The sequence below is a fragment of the Streptomyces sp. NBC_00576 genome, from assembly GCF_036345175.1.
Lineage (GTDB): Bacteria > Actinomycetota > Actinomycetes > Streptomycetales > Streptomycetaceae > Streptomyces.
The window spans coordinates 4360875-4374601 of record NZ_CP107780.1; the positions used below are offsets into that span (position 1 = coordinate 4360875).

Below are 13727 nucleotides of genomic sequence, written 5' to 3' on the forward strand. Positions count from 1 at the left end.
GTAGTCGGTGAGGGGATGGGGGCTCGACCAGATTTGCACGCCCGGACAAAGCACGCATTTCGACCAGTCACGTTCAGTCACCGACCGCGCCCGGCCCCCGTTCGGCCCCCGCCCCACGGGCCTCCTCGTCCGCCGCCCCACCGGCTCCCACCAGTCCGGTACGCATCCCCTGCAGCCGCCCCGAGAACCGCCCGACCTCCCGCTGCCCCACCGCACCGATCAGCCCCGGCAGATACCCCCGCACCCCCTGCATCCCGCGCAGCCACCACTGCGCGTACACATGGCTGGACCGCCGCTCGATCCCCGCCACGAGCCGGTCGACGGCCGGCCCCAGCGGATACGTCTTGCTGGCCGGCCACGGCAACCGCTGCCGCAACTCCCGCATGACGTCGTCCTGATCGGCCCCCCGCACCATGTCGGTGTCGGTCCACGACAGATACGCGACGCCCACCCCGACGCCCTTGTATCCGACCTCGGCCCGCAGACAGTGCGCGTACGCCTCAACGCCGGCCTTGGACGCGCAGTACGCGGTCATCATGGGCGCCGGGGTGATGGCGGCCAGGGACGCGATCTGGAGCAGATACCCCCGGCTCTCGGTCAGCACCGGCAGGAACGCCCGGGCGGTGACCGCCGACCCGATGAGATTCACCTCGATGACCCGCCGCCACGACTGCGGATCGGAGTCGACGAAGGGCCCGCCGCTCGCGACCCCCGCGTTGGCGACGACGATGTCGACCTTCCCGAACCGCTCCTTGACCTCCTCCGCCACCCGGGACATCGCCTCGTGATCGGTGACGTCGGCATACCAGTACGCGCTGTCGGTATGCAGCCGTTCGGCCACCCCCTTGAGCGCGTCCGCCTCCAGCCCGACCAACGCGACCTTCGCCCCGCGAGCGGAGAGCTTGCGCGCGAGCAGCTCACCGACCCCCCGAGCGGCCCCCGTGACAACAGCGACCTGCCCGTCCAGACCGACCTTGCTCATGCGCTCTCCTCCATACGTACGCTGCTGTCGGCCGGGGTATCCGCCGAGCCCGACTGCCCGTGAACCGTGACGAGTTCGCGAACGATCCCGGTCACCGCCCCCGGCGCCTCGACCGGCGCCATGTGCCCGAGCCCGGGCAGTTCGGTCACACCGTGGCACTTGGGCAGTGCGGCGGCCAGTGCCCGCGCGTGAACGGGCGGGGTCATCCGATCGGCCGTACCGACGACGACAGCGGCCGGAACCGTCAACTCCCGGATCTGATCGTCAAGTTGGACCCCGTCCAGCACCCGCGCCCACGCATACCGCACCTTTCGCGGGCACGCGTGCACGATCCGGGCGCACGCCTCGACCATCGTCGGCGTCGAACCGGCGCCCATCGTGGCGTACTTGAGGATGCGCCGGGAGAGCGGCGTGACCGGTCCGAGCGGGGCGCGTGAACTGAGGCCCCGCCGGGTGAGCCAGGTGCGCAGCCGGCCGGCACGCATCGGCACGACCAGCGCCTCGGCGACCAGCCGCGAACTACCGGTACTGCACAGCAGTACGGCCGCCGCGTGCTCCCGGAACCCCGGCCGTGCGGACGCGGCCAGCACCGTCATCCCGCCCATGGAGTGCCCCACGACCACGGCTTTCTCACCAGGCGCGAGGGTGGCCGCGAGGACGGCTTCCAGGTCGTCGGCGAGTGCGTCGGTGCTGTAGACGGAGCTCGCGGGGCTGCGTCCGTGGCCGCGCTGGTCGTAGGCGACGACCCGGTGATCGGGGGCGAGTTCGCGGATCTGGGCGGCCCAGAAGGCGATGGAACAGGTCCAGCCGTGCGAGAGGACGACCACGGGCCCGTCATCCACACCGTGCACCTCGACATGCAGCCGGGTGCCGTCGGCGGACACGGCGGTGAGCTCACGGACAGGGGCGGGCGGGGCGTACGGACCGTCCGCCACGGACGTCGGTCGCGTCGAACGCGTCAGCCGGCTCACGCGTCCACCTCCACAGAGGAGTTGATGTCGGCGGTCGCCCGCAGGACCTCGTACTCGGTGAGATCCACGCGCCGGGTCGCCCGCCGGAACTCGGACGTCGTACCGGGCCAGATGGTGGTGTTGCGCCCGCCGGCGTCGAAGTACCAGCTACTGCACCCGCCCGTGTTCCACACCGTGCGCAGCATCCGCTCCTGGACCCGGTCGTTCCAGGCGTCGACGGCCGCGGGCCGGGCATCAAGGGCGACCCGCCCCCCGAGGACGTCCAACTGCCGTACGTAGTCGGCGAGATAGTTCAACTGGGACTCGATCATCAGGATCATGGAGGAGTTCCCGAGGCCGGTGTTGGGTCCGATGATCGTCATCCAGTTGGGGAACCCGGCGGCGGAGGCCCCGCGCAGCGCCCGCATCCCGCTGCCCGCCCACGCCTCGGCGAGCGTGAGCCCGTCCGCACCGACGACCCGGTCCGCGATGGGCATGTCGGTGACGTGGAACCCCGTACCGAAGACGATGGCGTCGACCTCGGCCGTACTCCCGTCGGCCGCGACGACAGTGGAACCCCGCACCTCGCTCAGCCCACTGGCCACCACATCCACATTGGCCCGGGTGAGCGCCGGATAGTACTCACTCGACAGCAGGATGCGCTTGCAGCCGATGCGGTAGTCGGGGGTGAGCTTGGCGCGCAGGACCGGATCCTTGACGGCGCGGCTCATATTGCGCTTGGCCAGCGCCTCCACGACACCCAGCTCACCCGGATGCCTGGTGAACGCCTGGACCTGCAACTCCCGTACGCCCCAGGAGAATCCGCGCCGCAGCCGGGTGGTGAAGGGCAGCGCGCGCTGCACGGCGCGTTCGGTGTTGCCGATGGCCCGGTCGATGCGGGGCAGCACCCAGGGCGGGGTGCGCTGGAAGAGGGTGAGGCGGGAGACGTCGGGCTGGATGGCGGGCACGAGCTGGATGGCGGAGGCCCCGGTCCCGACCACGGCGACCCGCTTGCCGCGCAGATCGTAGTCGTGGTCCCAGCGGGCGGAGTGGAAGACCTTGCCGGGGAAGGTGTCGAGCCCCGGGACATCCGGCACCTTGGGATCTGAGAGGGGCCCGGTGGCGGAGACGACGAGATCGGCGAGCAGGGTCCCGCTGCTTGTCTCGATCACCCACGCCAGCCGGCCCGCATCCCAAGTCATCGTCTTCACCTCGGAGTTGAGGCGGAGATGGGGCCGCAGCCCGAAGACATCGGTGACGTGCTCCAGATAGGCACGGATGTGCTCCTGCCCGGAGAAGGCGCGCGGCCAGTCGGGATTGGGCGCGAAGGAGAAGGAGTAGAGGTGGGACGGCACGTCACAGGCGCATCCCGGATAGCTGTTGTCGCGCCAGGTACCGCCGACGCTGCCGGCCCGCTCCAGCACGACGAAGTCGGTGACCCCTTCGCGGCGCAGCCGCACAGCGGCCCCGAGCCCTCCGAACCCGGACCCGATCACCGCCACCCGCACATGTTCGTGTCCGGCTTCCTTCTCGGCCATGCCGATGCCTCCGCCCATCCCCCACGACTCCGCCAGTGAACACTGGCGCAATGGGGAGAGTAGAGGAGCCGCGTACTGATGGGTAGGGTCCGGGGAAAGGAAAGTTACCGGCGGTACGCCTTAAGGTTCCGACGTGGCAGACGCAGACGCAGCGGGGAACGCCGAACAGCGCGAGTACCGGATGGAGGAGCTGGCCAGGCTGGCCGGCATCACCGTCCGCACCCTGCGCTTCTATCGCGAACGCAAACTGATCCCGCCACCCCGCCGCGCGGGCCGCATCGCCTGGTACGACGACCACCACCTGGCCCGCCTGCGCACGATCTCGGCGCTGCTCGAACGCGGGCACACCCTCAACGGCATCGCGGAACTGGCCGAGGCCTTCGACCACGGCCGCGACGTCGCCGACCTGCTCGGCCTCGGCGCCCCCACCGACGAGACCCCGGTCCGCCTCACCCCCGAGGATCTCGCCGACCGTTTCGGCCCGGACGCCACCCCCGAGAACTTCGCGGCCTCGCTGGACCTCGGCTACCTGGGCATCGACGGCGAGCAGATCGTCCACATCAGCCGCAGCCTCCTGGACGCGTCCTCGGCGCTGGTCCAGGAGGGCATCCCGCTGTCGGCCGTCCTGGCGGCGGGCAAACAGGTACGCGATCACGCGGACGCCCTGGCCGAGATCTTCACCGACGTGATCCTCACCCACGCCCCGGAATCCGACCCGGCCCGTCTGCGCCCACTGGCGAAACGGGTGATGGAGGCGGAGCTGTCGCTGGCACTGGACCGCCGGATGCGCCAGAACCCGTGACCGCACCCCTGCCCCTACTCGTTACGGCAGCTCAGAGGTCGTAAACGACCGTGACAGGCGCATGGTCCGACCAGCGCTCCGCATGGGTCGCCGCGCGCTCGACGTACCCCTTGACCGCCTTGGCGGCGAGCCCCGGTGTCGAGACCTCGTAGTCGATTCTCCATCCTGAATCGTTGTCAAAGGCCCGCCCCCGGTACGACCACCACGAGTACGGCCCCTCGACGTCGGGATGCAGCGCCCGCACCACATCCACGAACCCGCCGTCCCCCTCATCCAGTACGCGCCCGAGCCACTCCCGCTCCTCCGGCAGGAACCCGGAGTTCTTCTGGTTGGCGCGCCAGTTCTTGAGGTCGGCGGGCTGGTGGGCGATGTTCCAGTCGCCGCAGACGACGACCTCGCGGCCGTCGGCGGCAGCCCGCTGGCGCAGGTCTTTCAGATAGGCGAGAAACTCGTCCATGAAGCGGACCTTCTCGTCCTGCCGCTCCGTGCCGACCTCGCCGGACGGCAGATAAAGGCTGGCGACGGTGACACCGGGCAGGTCGGCCTCGACGTAACGGCCGCTGCTGTCGAACTCGGCGGAGCCGAAACCGATCTGGACGCGGTCGGGCTCGCGGCGGGTGTAGAGGGAGACGCCGGCGCGGCCCTTGGCGGCGGCGGGCGCGTGCGTGACGTACCAGCCTTCGGGCGCACGGACCTCCTCCGGCAGCTGCTGCGGTTCGGCGCGCACCTCCTGGAGGCACAGCACGTCGGCGGAGGTCTCGGCGAGCCACTCCACGAAGCCCTTCTTCGCGGCGGCGCGGAGCCCGTTCACATTCACACTGGTGACAGTCAGCACGCGGGCACGATACCCGCAGCCGGAAAGCGTCTGGCGACAGCACCGTGCATAGATGTACCTTATCCAGCATGAATATCCGCCGGGTCTCCTTCGACCACCCCGACGCCGTCAAGCTCAACGACCAGGTCCAGGCCGAGTACGCCGCCCGCTACGAGGACGAGGGCGACGCCACCCCCCTCGACCCGGCGATGTTCGACCCGCCGTCCGGCCTGTACCTGATCGCGTACGACGAGCAGGACCGCCCCGTCGCCACCGGCGGCTGGCGCGGCCACGACAACGCGAACGACGAAGGCTATCTGACCGGCGACGCCGAGCTGAAGCGGATGTACGTCGTCGAGGAGGCACGGGGACTCGGCCTGGCCCGCCGCATACTCGCCGCCCTGGAGGAGGACGCCCGCGCCGCCGGCCGTACCCGCATGGTCCTGGAGACAGGCGACAGGCAGCCGGAGGCCATCGCCCTCTACACCTCCAGCGGCTATGAACCCTCCGCGAAGTTCGGCTACTACCGCCACCACGAGGCAAGCCGCTGCTTCGCCAAAAGCCTGTAGAGGCTCTCGTACGGACGGCGCTTGCACGACGGCCCTCGTACGGACCGCCTGTGACCCGCGAAACCGCCGGTCAGGCCCGCAGAAAGGCCAGCACCGCCAGCACCCGCCGATGCGTCTCGTCCGCCGGAGGCAGATCGAGCTTGGCGAGAATGCCGCCGATGTGCTTGCCGACGGCCGCCTCGGAGACCACCAGCTCGCGGGCTATCGAGCCGTTGGACCGGCCCTCCGCCATCAGCGCCAGCACCTCGCGCTCACGCGGGGTCAGCCGCTCCAGCGGGTCGCGACGCCGGCGCAGCAGCTGTCGTACGACTTCGGGGTCGACGACCGTGCCCCCGTCCGCGACCCGTCGCAGCGCGTCGACGAACTCCTCGACCTGTCCGACCCGGTCCTTGAGCAGATAGCCGATGCCCGTGCCGTCGCCTGAGTCGAGCAGCTCGGCGGCGTAGGCCCGCTGGACGTACTGGCTGAGCACCAGCACGGGCAGCGCCGGCCGCGCCGCGCGCAGTCTCACCGCCGCCTGCAGCCCCTCGTCCTGGAACCCGGGCGGCATGCGTACGTCCGTCACCACGATGTCCGGTTCCTGCTCGGCGACCGCCGCGAGCAGCGCCTGGGCATCCCCGACAGCCGCCACGACCTCGTGGCCGACCCGGGTGAGCAGCCCGATCAGCCCCTCCCTCAGCAGCACACTGTCCTCGGCGAGGGCTATGCGGAGCGATGGGCCCGATCCGTCAACTGACTCCACTCGCAAGGAATCTCCACCCGCAGCAACGTCGGTCCACCCGGCGGGCTGGACAGGGAAAGTCTGCCATCGAGCACTGACACCCGGTCCGCGAGTCCGGTGAGCCCGCTGCCGCCCCCGGCGTCCGCACCACCCCGCCCGTCGTCCCGCACGGTGACGAACAGCCGTCCGTCACCGTGTCCACCGCCGACCTCGGCCCTGCTTGCCCCGCTGTGCCGGTCGACGTTGGCGAGCGCCTCGCACACCACGAAGTACGCGGCGGACTCCACGGCGCGGGGAAGGCGGCCGGGCATGTCGAAGGTGACGTCCACGGGCACCGCCGTACGGTCGGCCGCGTCGGCCACCGCGGCCTGGAGCCCGTAGTCCGCGAGGACCTGTGGATGGATCCCGTGGATCAGCTCGCGCAGTTCCGCCAACGCGCTCCCCGCCTGCTCCTGCGCCTTGGCCAGCTGATCGGCGAGCGGCCCCGGCGGTGCGTCCAGCCGGGCCAGACCGAGCGTCACCGACAGGGCGACCAGGCGCTGTTGGGCGCCGTCGTGCAGATCGCGTTCGATGCGCCGGCGCTCCGCCTCGAAGGCGTCCACCAACCGGACACGGGAGCGGGCGAGTTCGACGACCCGCTCCCCCAACTCGACGTCCCTGGGCGTGATCAGCAGCCGCGTCAGCCCGGCCCGGGCACCGGCGGCGACACCGAGCGCGTAAGCACCCAGGGCCAGCAGAACCAGCCCCAGCAGCGAGACCCCGAAGGCGGTCGGCCAGTCGGTGACCGTCCACTGCTTGAGCACCTTCGCCTCCTGCCCATCGCCAACGGTGGCCATCAGCACCGGAGTTGCCACCATGGACACTGGAAAGAACAGCGCGACGGCGACGACCAGCGCATCCACGGGCCACAACAGGCCTGCGAAAAGCAGCGCGTACCCGAGCTCCCGCCAGGTCGCCCGCTCCCGCAGCCGCACCGCCAGCCAGGGCCGCAGCCCGGGCAGAACGGGCTCCCGATGCGGATCTGGCGCCGGTCCCGGATCGACCAGCCGCAGCCTGAACCGCTCGACCCGGGCCACGGGAAGCCCGGCCAGGGCGAGGGCGGCCAGCAGCGGCAGACCCACGAGCACGATGGCGAGGGCCCCACCGGCCACCGCCAGGAGCACGATCAGCACAAGGACAAAAGACCCGGTCACGGCCCCACTGACGAGATAGGCGGCCGACCGCCAGGGCCACCACGACAGCGAAAACCCGGGCCGGGTCATGGCCTGCCACACGCTTCTCGAGTCCATGGAGATCACCGTAGGAGGCGGCCGTCCGGCAGGACCATCGGGCGGGTGGGCGAATTGACGGTATGCCTGGCCCTACCCCAAGTCTCGCCCCTGCCGCACTGCTTCACCGTGCGGCGCACGATTGCCTTGAGCTCATGAACACCGACGCAATCCAACTGCACGCCGTCACCAGGAAGTTCGACACCGGAGGAGCCGAACGGGCGGTGACCGCCCTCGATTCGGTCACCCTCGCCTTTCCCCAAGGCACCTTTACCGCCGTCATGGGTCCGTCCGGCTCGGGCAAGTCGACACTGCTGCAGTGCGCGGCGGGCCTGGACCGGCCGACGTCCGGCTCGGTCATGGTGGGCGGCACCGAGCTGACCACCCTGAGCGAACGCAAGTTGACCCTGCTGCGGCGCGACCGCGTCGGCTTCGTCTTCCAGGCCTTCAACCTGCTCCCCACCCTGACCGCCGAGCAGAACGTGGCGCTCCCCCTGCGTCTGGCCGGCCGTCGCCCGGCCAAGTCTCAGCTACGGAAGGTGTTGACACAGGTCGGCCTCGCCGACCGGGCCGGCCATCGCCCGCCCGAACTCTCCGGCGGCCAGCAGCAACGAGTGGCCCTGGCCCGCGCGTTGATCACTCGCCCCGAAGTCCTGTTCGCCGACGAGCCGACCGGCGCCCTGGACTCCCGGGCGGGCCACGAGGTACTCCGCCTACTGCGGGCGATGGTCGACGCGGACGGCCGGACGGTCGTCATGGTCACCCACGACCCGGTGGCGGCGTCGTACGCGGACCGCGTGCTCCTCCTTGTCGACGGCAAGGTGCACGACGAGGTCACAGCCCCGTCGGCGCAGGCCATAGCGGCCCGTATGGCGACGCTGGAGGCCGCGGCCGCGCAGGCGACCCGTCCGGAGACCGCCCCATGCTGACGACGACCACCCTCCGTACCCGTTGGCCGGCCTTCACCGGCAGCTTCGTGGCCCTCTCCCTCGGTGTCGCCCTGATCGCCGTCATGGGCCTGGCGCTGGCCGCCACCCTGGACGCCCCCACCCGCAGCCCCGAACGCTTCGCGGCCGCACCGCTGGTCGTACGAGGCGCGGACACCCTCCGCGTAGGGACCCCGAACGGCCCCAAGACCCAGCGCCTGGCCCACCCACGCCCCATACCGACGAAGATCGTCGCCCAACTGCGCACTCTGGGAAGGGTCGTGGAGGACAGAACGTTCTCCGTACGGGCCGAGGCGGCCGCCGCCCCCGGCGACCTGCCGGCCCACCCATGGTCGATCGCGGCCTTCGCCCCCTACCGAATCACCGAAGGCCGGCCCCCGAGAACCGCCGGGGAGGTGGTCGTGACCGGCGACTGGGCGAAGCTCGGCGACCTCGTGCCCACCAACCACGGCACGGTACGAATCGTCGGCAGGATGCGTCCGCCGGGCCTTCGGCCGGGGTTCGAGAACGCCATGTTCTTCACGGACGCCCGGACTGCTGAACTCGCCCCGGACATCACCCAGTTGGTGGTGGACACCGATGACGTGACGGCCGTACGGGAGGCAGTGCGCGCAGTCGACGGCGTCACGGTCCTGACCGGCGACGCCCGACGCCTCGCGGACGCGGACCCCGGCCGGGACAGGGAAGCGCTCACCGCTCTGAACGCCCTGTTCGGCACGGCGGGCGGGGTCACCGGCTTCGTGTCGGTGTTCGTCGTGGCGTCGACGTTCGCGTTCACGGTGGCCCAGCGGCAACGGGAGTTCGGCCTGCTGCGCATCGCCGGGGCGACCCCGGGCCGGCTCCGCCGCATGGTCCTCGCGGAGGCCCTGACGGTCGGCGTCCTCGCCTCGGCCACCGGCTGCGCACTGGGCGCGTACGGCGCACCGCGGCTCGTCGAGTGGACGATCGAGGGCGGTGTCGCACCGCGCTGGTTCGTACTCGGCGACCATGTGTGGCCGTACCATCTGGCTTTCTGGACAGGCCTGTTGGTCTCCCTGTGCGGCGTGGCGACCGCGTCCTGGCGTGCGGGCCGCACAGCCCCGACGGAGGCACTGCGAGAGGCCGCGTCGAACACGCTCCCCGTGCCCCGCGCACGCCTCCTGATCGGCGCGGCCCTCCTCCTCACGGCCGCACTGACCCTCACCGTCTCCCTGCTCACCGACCCGGGCGATCTGCTGCACCGCAAGACGTACACGAGCCGCCCCCTGCTCCTGATCACCGCGACCGCGCTCCTCGCACCGGTACTCGTGCGCCCCCTGCTCCGCCTCCTCACCCGGCCGCTGGCCCAACTCCCGGGCGCCACAGTGCTGCTGGCCCGCGAGAACGCCACCGCGAACGTCCGCCGCACCGCCGCGATCGCGGCCCCCGTCCTGGTCACGGTGGCCCTCACGGGCTCGCTCCTGGGCGCCACCACGACCCTCGCCGGGGCGAAGGCGAGCGAACTACGCCACACAACGACAGCCGATCTCATCGTCACCGCACCCCGCGGCACAGCCTTCGACGCACAACTGGCGGCACGGCTACGCACCCTTCCGGGAGTGGCCGAGGTCTCCGCGACCGCACCGACCGCCGTGTACGTCCTGGAGGAGGGCGTGGCCCTCATCAAGTCCGAGGCCCGCACGGCCGATCCGACACCGCTCGCCGCGACGACCGACCTAACGGTGACCTCGGGCCGGGTGACCGACCTCGACGACGACTCGATCATCGTCAACGACGAGTGGGAACGGCACACGGTGGGCGAGAAGGTGACGGTGTGGCTGGGCGACGGCACGAGGCGGTCGCTACGAATCGCCGCGACACTGGCCACCGGCACGGGAAACAACGGCGCGTACGTCACCCCGGCCAACGCACGGGGAGCCCGGCCCGACCGCCTGGAGGTGACGTTGACATCCGACGCGGACACGAGTGCGACTGCGACGACAGCGGCCCTGAGCGAGGCCATCGCGGGAACCGGCGGACGGCTACTCACCAGATCCGCATGGCTGAAGGCCGTTTCCCCGGCCTCCACTTCCACGTCCACCCCCGCAACCCGTATCGGCCTTCTCCTGGTACTCGGCATCGCCCTCGCCTACACGGGCATCTCCCTCGCCAACACCATGGCCATGGCAACCTCCGACCGAGCCCGCGACCTGGCCGCACTGCGCCTGGCCGGCGCCACCCGCCGACAGGTACTGGGAGCGGTCGGTGCGGAGGCTCTGCTGGTGGTGACGGTGGGTGCGATCCTCGGCCTGCTGGTCGCGGCACTGAACCTGCTGGGCATGTGGAGCGCGCTCCGCATCCTGTCCGTACGGACATCGCTCGAACTCCCGTGGCCGGCACTCGCCACGACAACGGCGGCCTGCGCGGCACTGGCCGTGGTCTCGGCCCTCCTCCCGGCGGCGCTGTCACTGCGACGAAGGCCGTGAATAGTCCAACTCAATTCTTCTTTCGAGAACATCACCGCTTTCCTTGATCTTTGCGGACACGCTGACACGTTCGCCAGGAAACAGTCCCAGGATGAACATCCGGGACCGCAGATCCTTTTGGAGAGGCTGGCTCCGGGTGCGAGTCCCGTTGTCGTATTTCGTGATCTCCACGGAGCCGACGGATGGGGAGGTGATGATCTGGAAGGTGCGGATCACCTCATATCCTTCGTCGGCTTGAGGGCGGCCGGTGAATACCATGGAATCTGATTCTGCCACCACGGCGACTGGGGCACCGGAGAGAGCTTGACTGACCGCTTCAGGGTCTTGCAGATCAATCTCGAACACATCGCCGGTGATGTGATCAACCCCCCACCAGTGCCCTTCCGCGTCTGCGAAAGATGAGTAGACCTCACTCGCGAACAGGCCATCCTTTCGGTAGTACAGAACAAGGACGAGCCCGAGTCGTCCGCATGTCCAGACGTCAGCGACCACAGCGTTGACCTCGTCTGTGAGCTGGACACGCGTCCCCTGCTGCCTGGACATGTCCGCACTCGCCACGAGTGCCGCGTAAGCGGTGTCGGCCATTGATGTCATTCCTCATCCTCTCCGTCCGCTCACGATGAATGGGCAGCGTCAAGTTTATGAAACTGCAGTGCAATTGTTGACCATGTCCGATACGAAAGCGCCCCATCCCCGAAAAACACCAGGCCACACCTTGTCTTACCTTGCCTTGGAGTTCACGGGTCTTGTTCCTCTTCCCCGACCGCTAGCCCTCTTTGTTGACACCGCCGCCACGGCGGGATATCACAATCCGCAAGTTGTAAGCCGTATCCCGTCTTGCGTTTGCCGTATTTGGGTGTCCGGCCATTCGGGTCGGAGGAATCGCAGGGATCCGCGTCGGACCAGTCGTCGTCGTTGGCGCTGCCGCCCGGTACGGGGGTCTGCCTGGAGGAAGCGGCCCTGCTTGCATCGTAGGTGCGCACTCCCCATGACCATGAGGCCGTGGAAGTCGGCGATGAGGGGGGCATCCGCGGGGTCTGGCCGACGCCGGCCGGCTCAGTGCCTCCATGCGGGCAAAGTGCCAGCCGCATACGCTAAACTTGATCTTGAGCTGGTCGCCACAACTCGGGGCGGCTGGTTGTGCGTTGGTCGTCCAAGGAAAGACGTCCCGCTTCCTGCGGGGAAATGCAGGTGCAAGGCCTGCCCAGCGCTCGATCATGGGGCCCGTCCGCCGTGCGGACGGGCCCCATGCATTTACCCGGTGCGACGGCCTTCGCCACGTGGACGGAGATCCACCGTATGCCCGGAGCCGTTCTCCTCCCCCGTGCGAGCCGGCGTTGCCGTTGATGCGCATGGGTGGAGGATGCCTGCTCGCGGTGATCGCCGAGCACCGTTGGCCACCGGACAGCGAGCCTTGATGGATGTAGACGTATGTAGATGGATGTAGGGAAACTCTGACCGCAAGGCGTTCTTGCCGGGTGCCTGGTCGGCTGCTCCCATGTGCTTGGGGACGACACGCACTTGGGGGTGGGCCCATGAGTGATCTCACGGTGAACCCGTGGAAGCGGCACGGCAAGGATCGGCTCTACGTGAACCTGCCTGACGGCACCGCCGTTGCGTGGGCGGACCGACTCACGAAGGTCATCACGGTCAAGGTGGAGAAGTACCGGCGTGAGGCAGTGGCCCTGCTGCGTGAACAGCTCGGCGACTCTGCAACCGTGCGTCCCTCAGCGCGACGGCCGGGCCCGGCGCCCGCAGCACCGTCCGTGAGGCCACCTCAGCAGCCCGAGCCGCCCGGACACCGGCGTGATCGGCCGGTGGTCCTGCCGGAGCTGACCGTCGCCGATGACTTGGCGGAGAACCGCCCGGGGGCGGTCGTGCTTGAGGCGATCGCGGCCCGTGGCCCATCGTCAGCTCAGCGGCTCTGGTCGAAGATGCTGCGCCGCGCTTCGGAATGGGACAGTTGGTATGCCGGGCTCGAAGGTGAACGACGTGTGGGTCGTGAGCTGCAACGCCTTTCCACCCATGGCTGGAGAGTGCTGCATGGTGTACCCAAGGCCAACGGCGGGGACATCGATCACCTACTGATCGGCCCCGGTGGCGTGTTCGCCATCAACACCAAGCATCACCAGGGCGCTTCGGTGTGGGTGGGCGACACCATGGCCAAGGTCAACGGTGGCCAACCGGTCCCGTATGCCGCGGCGAGCAAGGCCGAAGCCGCCTATGTCCAACGGGTGTTGGAGCGGCACTGCGGATTCGCCGTCCCCGTGGAACCAGCCCTCGTCTTCGTCGGCATCGTCTCCCTGCACCGCGCCGCCACGCAGTACACGGTGCGGATCTACCAGGAGCGCGAGGTGTCAGCACTCGCCCCGCTCTCCGGCAAACTCACACCGGATCAGGTGGAACGGATCTACGCCACCGCACGACATCGCCGCGCGTGGCTGCGTCCGTGATCCCGACCGACACACCAAAGAGCCCCAGCCGGATCTCTCCGACTGGGGCTCTGAGCTGCGGTGGACCTGTGGGGATTTGAACCCCAGACCCCCTCGATGCGAACGAGGTGCGCTACCAGACTGCGCCACAGGCCCTTGCAACGAGTGAAACTCTAGCATCCCGATCCGGGTGCTCGGAAATCCGTTCCGCGCTGGTCAATCGAGGCCGCCGCACGCCCCCCACCTGCCCGAAGTACAGG

The 13727-nt window shown here is 69.5% G+C and carries 12 protein-coding genes and 1 tRNA gene; 5 read left to right on the forward strand and 8 right to left on the reverse strand.

Annotated features, from left to right (window positions below; translation table 11 throughout):
* Positions 1-73: 73 nt before the first annotated feature.
* Genes OG734_RS18515 through OG734_RS18525 form a run of 3 tightly spaced genes read right to left on the reverse strand, consistent with a single transcriptional unit; the run spans position 74 to position 3470 of the window.
* A complete protein-coding gene (locus tag OG734_RS18515) occupies positions 74-982 on the reverse strand; it encodes an SDR family oxidoreductase (protein WP_330288614.1) in 909 nt (302 codons plus the stop codon).
* Positions 979-1953 carry an alpha/beta fold hydrolase gene (locus OG734_RS18520; RefSeq protein WP_330288615.1) on the reverse strand — a complete coding sequence of 325 codons (975 nt, stop codon included), beginning with the start codon at positions 1951-1953 and terminating at the stop codon, positions 979-981. Before OG734_RS18520 ends, OG734_RS18515 begins: the two co-directional genes overlap by 4 nt.
* The gene (locus OG734_RS18525) at positions 1950-3470 is read right to left on the reverse strand and encodes a flavin-containing monooxygenase (RefSeq protein ID WP_330288616.1); all 1521 of its coding nucleotides are present in this window, start codon (positions 3468-3470) and stop codon (positions 1950-1952) included. Before OG734_RS18525 ends, OG734_RS18520 begins: the two co-directional genes overlap by 4 nt.
* A gap of 181 nt (positions 3471-3651) precedes the next feature.
* Between OG734_RS18525 and OG734_RS18530 the strand changes: the two genes are divergently transcribed.
* Entirely contained in the window at positions 3652-4272 is a 621-nt protein-coding gene (locus tag OG734_RS18530) for a MerR family transcriptional regulator (protein ID WP_330293706.1), read from the forward strand.
* Positions 4273-4303: 31 nt separating this feature from the next.
* On the opposite strand, the gene OG734_RS18535 is transcribed toward OG734_RS18530, so the two are convergent.
* Positions 4304-5107 carry an exodeoxyribonuclease III gene (locus OG734_RS18535; RefSeq protein WP_330288617.1) on the reverse strand — a complete coding sequence of 268 codons (804 nt, stop codon included), beginning with the start codon at positions 5105-5107 and terminating at the stop codon, positions 4304-4306.
* Positions 5108-5175: 68 nt separating this feature from the next.
* Between OG734_RS18535 and OG734_RS18540 the strand changes: the two genes are divergently transcribed.
* Complete coding sequence (locus OG734_RS18540; RefSeq protein ID WP_330288618.1) at positions 5176-5655, forward strand: GNAT family N-acetyltransferase; 480 nt, start codon at positions 5176-5178, stop codon at positions 5653-5655.
* A gap of 70 nt (positions 5656-5725) precedes the next feature.
* Here the strand turns inward: OG734_RS18540 and OG734_RS18545 are convergent, their stop codons facing one another.
* Together OG734_RS18545 and OG734_RS18550 are read right to left on the reverse strand one after the other, a co-directional pair.
* The gene (locus OG734_RS18545; RefSeq protein WP_330288619.1) at positions 5726-6397 is read right to left on the reverse strand and encodes a response regulator transcription factor; all 672 of its coding nucleotides are present in this window, start codon (positions 6395-6397) and stop codon (positions 5726-5728) included.
* The gene (locus OG734_RS18550) at positions 6358-7665 is read right to left on the reverse strand and encodes a sensor histidine kinase (protein WP_330288620.1); all 1308 of its coding nucleotides are present in this window, start codon (positions 7663-7665) and stop codon (positions 6358-6360) included. Before OG734_RS18550 ends, OG734_RS18545 begins: the two co-directional genes overlap by 40 nt.
* Positions 7666-7799: 134 nt before the next feature.
* Here OG734_RS18550 and OG734_RS18555 point away from each other — a divergent pair, with 134 nt between their 5' ends.
* Together OG734_RS18555 and OG734_RS18560 are read left to right on the forward strand one after the other, a co-directional pair.
* Positions 7800-8573, forward strand: a complete 774-nt coding sequence (locus OG734_RS18555; protein WP_330288621.1) for an ABC transporter ATP-binding protein — start codon at positions 7800-7802, stop codon at positions 8571-8573.
* On the forward strand, positions 8567-11035 hold the full coding sequence (locus tag OG734_RS18560; RefSeq protein ID WP_330288622.1) for an ABC transporter permease: 2469 nt from the start codon (positions 8567-8569) through the stop codon (positions 11033-11035). Before OG734_RS18555 ends, OG734_RS18560 begins: the two co-directional genes overlap by 7 nt.
* On the opposite strand, the gene OG734_RS18565 is transcribed toward OG734_RS18560, so the two are convergent.
* Positions 11015-11620, reverse strand: coding sequence for a hypothetical protein (locus tag OG734_RS18565; protein WP_330288623.1), 606 nt, complete (start codon positions 11618-11620; stop codon positions 11015-11017). The two genes, OG734_RS18560 and OG734_RS18565, sit on opposite strands and share 21 nt — an antisense overlap.
* A gap of 950 nt (positions 11621-12570) precedes the next feature.
* Between OG734_RS18565 and OG734_RS18570 the strand changes: the two genes are divergently transcribed.
* Positions 12571-13488, forward strand: coding sequence for a nuclease-related domain-containing protein (locus tag OG734_RS18570; protein WP_330288624.1), 918 nt, complete (start codon positions 12571-12573; stop codon positions 13486-13488).
* Between the two features lie 61 nt (positions 13489-13549).
* On the opposite strand, the gene OG734_RS18575 is transcribed toward OG734_RS18570, so the two are convergent.
* Positions 13550-13623: transfer RNA gene (locus OG734_RS18575), tRNA-Ala, on the reverse strand.
* Between the last annotated feature and the right edge of the window lie 104 nt (positions 13624-13727).